This is a genomic window from Arthrobacter sp. ISL-48 (assembly GCF_018613805.1).
Taxonomy (GTDB): Bacteria; Actinomycetota; Actinomycetes; order Actinomycetales; family Micrococcaceae; genus Arthrobacter.
Genome location: NZ_JAGGPL010000024.1, coordinates 88,077 through 97,408, shown reverse-complemented (window position 1 = coordinate 97,408; position 9,332 = coordinate 88,077). Strand labels below are relative to the sequence as shown.

Below are 9,332 nucleotides of genomic sequence, written 5' to 3'. Positions count from 1 at the left end.
AAAACGCGTATCCTGTTGCGCAGTGCCGCCAGAACAGCGGCGTGAACACCCATCACGGCAGAACATTCACCATGAACCGTGAAGAGCCGGTAATCGGGCAGGTTGAAGATGGCGGTGGCAGCATCGGGGCGCGGGGAAGTAGGCTCGATCAAGGCTCGTAGCTCCTGACTCTTGATGAATGCGTAGAGAACATCCATCACAGCAGGGCTACGAGCCCTTCAGCTTTCAAGACACGGAACCCGTTTCACCACCAACCGTGAAGAGCCTTCAAAGGCCATATCTCATGCCTTGGGGATTTATTGGCGGAAGTGGCGTCCCGAGGGCAAGCGTGGCATTCTCTTTTTGGTGACAATTGCCAATATGAGCAGAATCAGGATCATGGTCTGGAGTGCACAGAAGGCTAGCGACGCGCCGAATGCGCCAAGCTGCAATGAGAGGAATGCCACCAAGGCAAGCTGAACAGCTACCCCTGAAGTTACTATCGTAGAGACTATCCTGTCGCGTCCGAGTGACTGAAGAAAAGACGCTAGCGGCTGATTGAGGACAGCGCCGATAGTTCCCAATGCAAGAAATTGCAAAACCTTTCCCGCGTCCGCATACTCGGGGCCAACTAGAATTATGACCAAAGGGTCCGCCAGATAAGCGACAGCCACACACATAAATACAGCGCCCAGAACGAGCCAGGCGCTTCTCTTGACTTTTGGCCAAGCATCTTTCCAGGTGGCGGCTTGTGCCACGATTGGGGTAGATGCAGTTGTAAAGGCGCCAGCTAGTAAACTCATGGGCTGAGTCCACCTGTTAACCGCTCCGTACAGTCCTGCTGCCGCTGGTCCGGCGATAAAGTCCATGATTGAAATGTCGAGCGTCTGTGCGCTTACTGCTGCTGAAGATAGCCCAAAATGGCGGGAACCCTTCCAGGGATTCAGCTGTGGAGAAAATTTCAGTGTTGGCTTCTGGGATCCCGAGAGAACCCAGCGGCTCACGGCTGACGCGGTAACTGGACCAACGGTCATCGATAACCACAGGGCCAATGTCGGCTCGATTTGGACGGCAAGCAAGACACTGAATGCTGATATTGCAACCAGCCGGTCGACCAGCATTCCTATTGCTACAAGATCGGACCGACCGGCCGCTCGTAGTGGTACGGCAAATGACTGGCTGAGTATAACCGACACTGCAATCGGCCCTGCTATCCAAAGCTGTGTCGCCGGCGCGACCATCGCAAAGATTGCAGACCAGCCCACGGCAACTAGAGCGCCGACGGCCAGTTTACTGGCGAGTCGATGCCCAACAGATGCCAGACTCATTCGCTGGGTGGCAAGCTCACGTACCCAAAGTGAATTGGACCCAAAATCTACGAAACCTGCCAGCGTGCTTCCTGCCGATATAGCGGCAACTACAGGTCCGAACATCTCAGGGCCCTCTGAACGTGCCGTCCAGATGAACATCAGCGCAACAATCAGCTGCCCGATTGCTGTGCTAAAAGCAAGCATGAATGTCTGAATAAGCAAACCGCGCGCCTTTTTTTCTGGCTTGATTCTGGGGCGCACCGCGATAGGCGGGAGGCTAGCCACGTGGGACTAGGGCTTCCAGGAACGATGATGTCGAACTCGATACAGGTTCACGGGCCACATGTGATTCCCTAGCCTTGCGTAACGCTAACGACAGAGGCTCATGTTGGAGAGGGCTCCATTGCGCTGAACCGCCAAGTGCAACCATATCGTTTCGCAGTGAGATCGCACCCGCAGAAACAACCGTGGTCGCCGCAGAAGCAGCTTTTCCTAATAATCCACTGGGCCCTTCATTGGAGTGAGCCAATACAAGGCAATCTACGGCTAATACAGCGGCGTCCAATTCGATGTCAGTTAGGAGTCTATCAACGATTTTTATGGACGCCCCTTTTGCCGACAATTGAGCTACGGATTGGTCTATTTCGACCCGTAAGTCGGTGTCGATCTTACCAGCAATTAACAAACCGATACCGCCGCTCGAAATAGCAGCAAGACATTCAGCAATCAGCCTTACATTTTTTCGGGGCGTTATGGCTCCCAATACAGCAAACCAATATTCTGACTCTCCAAGATTCCATTCGTGGCGGAGTCGAACGACGTCGGCCTCAGTGCAGCTAAGCTGGATAGGATCGGTAGCGGTTCTGAGATGACACCTTCCCGTCCACAGGGACGACTTCAGAAGGGCCAGATCGACATCTTTAATTGACGAAACCCATGAGTAAATCAGCTGCTTAGCATGATTTTTCATCCACATTTTTATTCGACTATTATCTGGCTGGGCATGTTCGCGCATAATGAGAACGGATACTCGCCCTGATCCATTCCATTTATGTGCTCGGGCTAGTTGAAGCGCGAGTGCGTCGCCGTCGGTAATCACTGTACGTTCGGCATTGACAAGCCGACTATGCGCTTCAACCCCTTTCAGGTTGAATTTAGGAAGGACACTAAGTTCGATGTCCCCGAAAAGATGACCGAGGTGCGTCGCAAACTCCGCCGATTCTCTACCGCCCTCTGGCAGGGCGATATGCACCTGATGGTCCCGCTTGAGCGACTCCTCCGCAAGTAGACGCACGTAGGCTAATCGGTGACCTGAGATGCTTGGTTCTGTAAGTAATACGGTGTCGGCGTCATTTGGCTTCATCACGTAAAGGCCTTCCAAGGTTCTTACATTACGGCAACATAATAATACTATTATGGTCGCCAGCGAGTCACGTTTCCATCCCTTGTATAATGGGAGTTGTTGGCTCGGCGAAAGATCTTGGCAAGATTATCCACGGTCCTTAAATAAGGTTCGGTCAAAATCATCAAGGTACTTCGCTGGAGGTTCGACATTCTCGTCTCGAAGCGCAGTAGTGGAGCGGATTTTCTTATTTGACTTCGCGCTACTAAGGGTATTTTTGTCGTGGCTGTAGTAGCCATAGCCGTATGCGTCCGGTCCCTTGGCAGGCAGTCTGTTAAGGACGATGCCGAGCATATTCGCGCTCACGAGTTCTAGCCCGCTCAAGGACTTCTCGAGTTCTTGGAACCTGGTCTTTTGAGTGCTAACCACCAGCACTACTCCTCCAACGAACTGCGCCAAAATTGCCGCATCCGCTACCGGCAAAAGCGGTGGTGCATCGATAATGACCGAATCAAATTCCTGCTCCAAGCGGGCTACCAGATGCTTCATCTCTTCAGATCCCAGCAGTTCGCTTGGATTCGGAGGAATTTCTCCAGAAGTCAGGACGAAAAGTTCCTCGGCTCCCCATGGCTGTAGCAGATCATTTATATCCGCCTGCCCAACCAATGCTGTTGTAAGGCCCGCATTTCTATCGAGTCCCAGGTAGTCGTGAACCATGGGCCTGCGAAGATCAGCGTCCACTAAACAAACTTTCTGTCCTGACTGGGCCAAGGCGATGGCAAGATTCGTTGCCGTAGTGCTTTTGCCTTCGCCCGGGAGCGAAGACGTGAGCAGCACCGTCCGGGCCTGACCTGAAATATTTGCAAATTTTAGATTGGTACGGAGCTGACGGAAGGACTCAGCCCGAGGGCTTTGAGCAGGCGATTGTGTCAGTAGAGGCTTTTTCACCGCGTCCTGATCGAAGGCAATGCCGCCGAGTAGTGGCGCTTCGGTCACGCGTCGCAATTCGGCTTCGCCCCGAATCCGGTTATCTAATGCGGACCGTAGTAGCGCGGCGACTATGCCCACCGCCATGCCAAAGAGCAAACCCAAGATTAGGTTCAACCGGGCGTTGGGGGATGAAGGAGAGGTCGGTGCCGCCGCAGGGGTGACCACGGAAAGATTGACGGGAGATTCGCCAGCAGTTTTGGGCTTTTCCAATGTGTCAACAGCATGAACCAAGCTTTCGGCGACAGCCCGGGCGATAGCTGCTGCTTGGACGGGCGAATAGTCCTGTACCGAGATGTTGATGAGTACAGTATTGGCATCGGTGCTTGCTTTAACTCTGGTGGAAAGCTCGTCGGCCGTTACGTTTAGTCCCAATGTGTCAATGACGGGCTGGAGGACGATGGGCGTTGCCACCGTCTTCACATACGATTGAACACGCGCCTGGCTGAACGTGTTTCCCTGCTGGAGCTCCTGGGCCGATCCGGAGTTTTGAATCGCGACGAAGAGTTGGGTTTCGGAAGTATAAGTTGGCTTGACAACATATGTCAGCACCCCACCGGCCAAGACTCCCATGAGCGCGGCCGAAACGATCCACATCCAGCTTCGGCGCATGATTCGCAGGTACTCGCGTAAATCCAAGTCGGGCCCCCTGTTTCAAAGCCGGTGCGCGATGCAGCCCGGCACCATATTGGCAATGCCCATTATGGTCAACGCTATTGTATCGTCAGGTTGATAGAACCCCAGGGTTCGCGTGGAGCAGTGAACTTATTGAGCGTGCGCGAATCGCATTCGGAGCCGAAATGCCTGATTTCGCCAAGGGTGTGGTGCGGCAATGATCTGCCCGTGTTCTGCATCCCCCTGATGTGATATTTGCAAGTCCTTGGGTTGTTCTTGCTGTGGGAACAGGACCCCTTCGCCCGTTTACCTTGCGATCCGTGTGTAGGGAAGACTGAACCGACTGACTCGAAAGTATTCCTTCTCCCGGACCTTGGCGAGGGCTCAACGGAAGTGGAACTGGTCAACTGGCTGGTTTCTTCCATGGGCGATGTGATCCGTGTGGACCAGCCCATCGCCGAGGTGGAGCTGCCAAGTCCGCGGTCGACGTGCCGTCGCCGTGCCCGGGGACGGTAACGATGCTTCATGGCGAATCGGGCCAGATGCTCGACGTTGGCCAGCCTCTCATCTCGGTGACTCCGCCGGGTGTGCGTGCCGTTGAGCCGGTAGAGGCAGCAGCAGACACGTACCGAGAAGAGGAGAAAGCAGGGTCTGGGAACGTGCTGACCGGCTACGGAACTCCCGGTGGCAGCGGCACTGTGCGAAGGACCACGGCCCAAGCATCAGAGGTTGGGAGCTGGAGGCCTCGGGGTCTCTGAAATTTCAGCGCAGAGGAATCTTGTGGTGCCTTCAATTCGTGCGGCAGAAAAGCTGAGCGCGCGCGAACTCGACGCCGAGATGCGACGGTTAACTGATTTGGTTCGCAAAGGCAAGACCACTCCAAGCGAACTCGGAAGCGGAACATTCACGATAAACAATTACGGAGTATTCGGGTAGACGGTTCGGCCGCCATAATCAACTATCCCGAAGTTGCACTCATGGGCGTGGGGCGAATATCGAAAAACTTGGATTGCGGAAGATGAGCTGGCCGTGGGCAAGGTCAACGAGTAACACTCACATTCGACCACCGGGTTTGTGATGGCCGGGACTGCTGGCGGGTTTCTGCGCTTCTTTGCCGATGCGGTCGAGAACCCTATGGCATTTGATGCTTGACATTTGAACTGGTGGTTGTCCGCTCGCACAACAAGCGGTCGTTCGTCGCAAGGCAGGCTGATCGAATACTATTCAGCGTATGCGGGGAGATAACGTGAAGTTTGGCATGTTTACGATGGCACTCACGGTTGTCTCAGTGTCAGCTGCGGTACTAAGCCCAGAGTTTCTGCTTGTCGTCCCGGTTGTAGGGGTGGCCTATGGATTGACCAAATCGTGGTTCCGGCTGCTGTTTTTTGTTGTCGGCGCGTTTCTTGTGTTTCAGACAGGCGACGGTCTCAGCGTGGCAAAGCTTGGGTATCTCGCTGGAGTGATGCTGGCAGGAGCCGCATCTGCTTACGCGCTGGTTAAGCATGCAGACCGTGACTACCTGGCTCGGGTTCGTTCCGCCCTGTATGGCGCAGCATTGCTAGCTTTTTGGATACTTGGCCCAATGCTGGTTCAGGGTGTGATTATCAACGGAACGCCCTTGGAGATGTGGGCACGTGATGCCCTTACTTACTTGCTAATTAGTACTGGTGTCATCATCGGCGTGGACGCATCCAATACTGTGACTCTGTTTTGGGCACGCGGAATCACAATCAGTGTGGGTCTGCTTGCCGCCATCGGCTTCGCCACAGCCTGGATCCAGCGCCGTGGGCTTGGCGAGAGTATAAGCGACCCAACGGAACAGAGCACGCTGCTCGGATCTATGGTTGCACTGACGCTACCACTAGCTCTGTGCCTTACCATCGGACTCGGGAGCAAACGCATCAGCGTGCCTTGGCTCCTCTTGGCGCCCGTTTTCCTGATCGCTGTTCTTGTGACAGGAACACGCACCGGTTTTGTGCTCACTGTCATCCTCGTGGGCGTAGTAGGCCTTGCCTCGCAAAGACGAGTAACACCAGGCAGGGCCATCTTGGGAGCGGCCATAGGGGCTGCGTCGCTTTCAGCCGTGCTTCCGGCTGCAGGCGCAATGTTCTCGTCAGAGGAATTTGTGCAGCAACGAATTGACATGATGATCAGTACCGTTCGGGATGGTTTTGGATCGGATGCTTCCGGACTGATCCGGGAACGAGCTACCAACTTCTGCGTTGACATCTTTGCTGACAGCCCACTCCTCGGACAAGGCCTAGGGAAGTACTTTCCCAACCCAAATCCAGGACGTTACGCCGTCAACTTCACTCTTGACTCGTGGGCTGTCTACCCGGCCAAGTTCGGCATTATTGGCACAGTCGTTCTCGCCGTATCTTTGGTACTGATTTGGCGCGGATTAGCCCTCAGAGGCAATGGCAAGTGGCTTCACGAAAACACCGCCGTTCGCGGTGCGGCACTGGCATGCATCGCGCTGCTGCTTTTTGGGGCTCCTACCGAGGACAAAGGATTCGCAGTGGCCGTTGCCCTTGCCGCTGTTCTTGTTTGTGCCGGGGATCGGTCGTCTTTCCAGCAGCCAGAGCTTGATAGCTCGACTTTGGGTACTGTGTGGTTGGGGCCCCCGCACAAGCGACGACCTTCGATCCAAGCTGCGGGGCCAACCTAGAGAAGAGAAGGTGCAGGCCATCTGGTAGGAAACGCGCAGTAGGAATCGCTGCGCAGCCGGAGTGCCTCGGTCCGTCTCGTTCGGCCGTTGGTGGACCCGCTCTTACTGAACCAATTCGTGCCACTTTACCCGCTGACGACGGTCTTCCATGAGTACGTGCCAGCGGCAGACAGCACGCACTGCACGAGCTGGTCCCCCGTCGTCGTGCCATTACCTAGTTGGATGTAGCGCCGGCCCCTGTAGGCAACTGCTGCGGCGGGGAGTGTATCTGAGGACTGAAGAACGGGTGGCTGTCCGTCGACCTCTATGATGCTTGTGATGGCAAGAGATCCGTTGGTCCAGAGGCTTACCGCGGTTCCGATGTTTACGCCTCTACTATAGAGTTTGGCTGCGTTTGCTGTCGCAGGGGTTGCGAACAGATAATTTGCTCCGCCAGGCGGAGTTGATAACACGCCCCCGTTGACAGTTACTGTCGAGTTCACATCGGCATAGATGGCGTATTTGGAGAAGCCGTCGGAGGAATCGTAGGAAACTAAGAGTCCCTCAATTTGAACAGCGACGTTGGCCACGTAGACAAGCCGGTTACTGCCTGAAGAGTCATCCACATAGTGATGTTCCACATGCAGGCCGTTGATGTGCAGGAAGTTGCCTGACGGCATGTTGATCACTTGGTTATGCCACTGCTCCACGTCAATCGCAGTCATCACCGCTTCGCCACGCAGCAAGAAGCACGCCTCTCCACCATCATTCTTATAGGTCTGGTTCTGAAACACCTTTATCTGGTCGAATCTGTTACACGGTGCACCGACCGTTCCGAGGTTCAGACTGACGCACGAGCGGTTGATATTCGAGAAAAAAACCTTGCTCCACTCACAGCCCCACCAGGGGTTAGTGGATGTCGTGTCCCCAGGGAAGGAGCGTAGAACCTTGAAGCCATAGGTCGCCCCTATTATTTTCAGCTCGCGGAACGTGTGGTGGTAATGGCCAGACAGGCTGCTGAGGCCGTCCGTGTTGTCGCGCGCGAAGGCTACAGAATTGGGGCCGATAGCGTATGTCTGAACGTTGGCGTAAGTAAGCCGCAGGCGCTCAAAGGTCTGCGAGTGGATGTTATCAAGCTGCCACCGGAACACTGGCGTATTATCTGTGTACTGACGAAGCTCAGTGGTTTCCCAGTTGTCCCCTTGGACTACAAGGCCATGCCAGGCGTTCAATGTCAGTGCGGCTGTGAGAGCGTAGTGGGATGAGGGTTTCGGAACGAAGACCCGCAATCCTTTTGGTCCCGCATAGTTCAGTGCGTTCTGAAATGCGGTGGTATCGTCTGATCCCCAACTGACTGCGGCAGCCCTGACTGTCGTAGCCGCACTGGTCGTCAAGGTGACGATCGTTGAGCTCGTGAAACCGCTGACGGTTGTTGTGAGGTTTGCGCCGGCACTGCCGGCACCCTTTACTGAGATGGCCTTCCCCACGTCGGCTGCGGTGAATCCCGCGCTCGAAACGGTGAGCGTGGCGGTTCCGGATGTCATGGACCCTCCATTGGCGGACGTCTTGCCATCGCCCTTTGCCCCGTAGTCAGTGACAATGTTGACTGCAGATACAAGGCTGGGTAGGGCGTCAGCACCGCCGGGTGCGTGCCTGGAAGCATGAACCTTTGGAAGCTGGGCTAGGACACCGTCTGAGTCAAGAGTGGCAACGCCTGAGTTGGCGCCCTTCTCGGACAGGCCGACATAAGTGGTAGAAAGGTCGGGAACTTGGCCACGAGGAATCCGGGATTCAAGGTCCAGTGTTGCGACTCCGGAGGCGGCGCCCTTTTCGGCAATGGGCACGTAACCCGACGGTGGATTTTTGTCTCCCGGACCAGCATGGGCAGCGTTGGCACCGAGCCCGGACATCGCGGAGAACGCGGTGAGCAAGGTTCCGAATCGAAGGAGCTTGCGGCGCTTTATGCCCGCAGCCGTTTCGCGGGCCGGTTGATCGTTCTCGCGAGTCTCGCTAAACATAACTGCACCTGGTACGAACAGACACAGACGCCCTGTCGCCGTGGCGCTGACAGTAGCCATGACTCCGTCCTATTCTGGCGCCGAAACTGCTCATCTTTGTACTGGATCGCACCATAAATGGGACTGCCGTTCTAGATGCTAACATTTGAGCCTCCCACTCATAAATCGCCGTATCTAGAAGGTATTTCCCTAGAATTACATAAACCAGAGTAGAGGCTACTCGCGTTGTCGTTATGGGATACTTGGATAGAATCCCTGCGTACTCACTTCTTTGTCAATGGCACTATGTGATGCAGAGAAGAGTTCGAATTGATCGAATACTGAGCTAATGCTGATGGAATAGTTGGCGAGATTTTTGAATGGAAAATACTCGGTAAATGAGCATGGTTCTGCATATGACGGATGCCTCCACTCTCAGAAGACAGTAAAGGCAT

General features: G+C 54.9%; 7 protein-coding genes. 2 read left to right on the top strand and 5 right to left on the bottom strand.

Translation table 11 applies throughout. The features are described from left to right. The 4 genes from J7E83_RS19720 to J7E83_RS19705 all read right to left on the bottom strand — a co-directional run. Positions 1-197, bottom strand: a 197-nt coding sequence (locus J7E83_RS19720; protein WP_214965602.1) for a hypothetical protein, incomplete at its 3' end; no start/stop codon positions are given. Between the two features lie 99 nt (positions 198-296). After that, positions 297-1,511 carry a polysaccharide biosynthesis C-terminal domain-containing protein gene (locus tag J7E83_RS19715; RefSeq protein ID WP_214965591.1) on the bottom strand — a complete coding sequence of 405 codons (1,215 nt, stop codon included), beginning with the start codon at positions 1,509-1,511 and terminating at the stop codon, positions 297-299. A gap of 55 nt (positions 1,512-1,566) precedes the next feature. Further along, positions 1,567-2,655, bottom strand: coding sequence for a hypothetical protein (locus tag J7E83_RS19710; protein WP_214965590.1), 1,089 nt, complete (start codon positions 2,653-2,655; stop codon positions 1,567-1,569). A gap of 123 nt (positions 2,656-2,778) precedes the next feature. Then, positions 2,779-4,257: a polysaccharide biosynthesis tyrosine autokinase gene (locus J7E83_RS19705; protein WP_214965588.1), complete on the bottom strand. Its 1,479-nt coding sequence runs from the start codon at positions 4,255-4,257 to the stop codon at positions 2,779-2,781. A gap of 660 nt (positions 4,258-4,917) precedes the next feature. Between J7E83_RS19705 and J7E83_RS21645 the strand changes: the two genes are divergently transcribed. Both J7E83_RS21645 and J7E83_RS21545 read left to right on the top strand, forming a co-directional pair. Beyond that, positions 4,918-5,169 carry a 2-oxo acid dehydrogenase subunit E2 gene (locus J7E83_RS21645; RefSeq protein ID WP_396020581.1) on the top strand — a complete coding sequence of 84 codons (252 nt, stop codon included), beginning with the start codon at positions 4,918-4,920 and terminating at the stop codon, positions 5,167-5,169. 310 nt (positions 5,170-5,479) lie between these two features. Beyond that, on the top strand, positions 5,480-6,901 hold the full coding sequence (locus J7E83_RS21545) for an O-antigen ligase (RefSeq protein ID WP_214965586.1): 1,422 nt from the start codon (positions 5,480-5,482) through the stop codon (positions 6,899-6,901). A gap of 125 nt (positions 6,902-7,026) precedes the next feature. Here J7E83_RS21545 and J7E83_RS19690 read toward each other — a convergent pair whose 3' ends face one another. Continuing rightward, entirely contained in the window at positions 7,027-8,958 is a 1,932-nt protein-coding gene (locus J7E83_RS19690; RefSeq protein ID WP_214965584.1) for a hypothetical protein, read from the bottom strand. Positions 8,959-9,332 lie beyond the last annotated feature (374 nt).

Coding starts and splice junctions, on each gene's coding strand:
- J7E83_RS19690 (WP_214965584.1), bottom strand. CDS start 8,958: ATGGCTACTGTCAGCGCCACGGCGACAGGGCGTCTGTGTCTGTTCGTA.